This is a genomic window from Kocuria subflava (genome assembly GCF_012163155.1).
Lineage (GTDB): Bacteria > Actinomycetota > Actinomycetes > Actinomycetales > Micrococcaceae > Kocuria > Kocuria subflava.
In genome coordinates, this window is the sequence record NZ_JAAVUN010000188.1 from 1 (window position 1) to 574 (window position 574).

1 protein-coding gene is annotated in these 574 nt (G+C 64.6%); it reads right to left on the minus strand.

What is annotated here, in order from left to right:
• Positions 1-574: FAD-binding oxidoreductase (locus GTW58_RS13695; RefSeq protein ID WP_168023621.1), on the minus strand; the 574-nt coding region annotated here is incomplete at both ends.

Genomic DNA, 574 nt, shown 5'->3' on the forward strand with positions numbered 1-574 from the left:
GAACATCTCGCGCAGGGAAGGGCCAGTGGAGGTCGACGGGAGTGGGCGAAGCCTGACGATGCCGCCCGGGCGAACGACGTTCATCCCGCGGATGATCTCCGCGATGTCGCCGTACTTGTCCGACTGCATTCCGGAGGAGCGGGTGGCGGCCCAACCACCAAGGGTCGAGTGGTTGAAGGAATCCGGGAAGTGCCCCAGGGTCCACCCGCGGGCATTGAGCTGCTCTTCCATGTCCGGGCCCAGGACGCCGGCCTGGATTCGGGCCAGCCCGGACGTCTCGTCGATTTCCAGGACCTGATTGAGGCGACCGAGATCCACTGACACCACGGTCCGGGTCTCCTCGGGCCGAGCCTGCAAGCTCCTGGTGATGCTCGGACCACCGCCGAACGGAATCAGCACGAGGTCGAGTTCAACGGCCGCGTCGACCAAGGCTTGGACTTCGTCCTCGGAACCGGGGTAGACGACGACGTCGGGAACGCGATCGAACCGGTTCTGGAGGGTCTTGATGATGTCGGTGACCGACTTCCCCGCCCAGTGAATGACGCGGTCGTGATCATCGGTCAGTGTGTTCTCC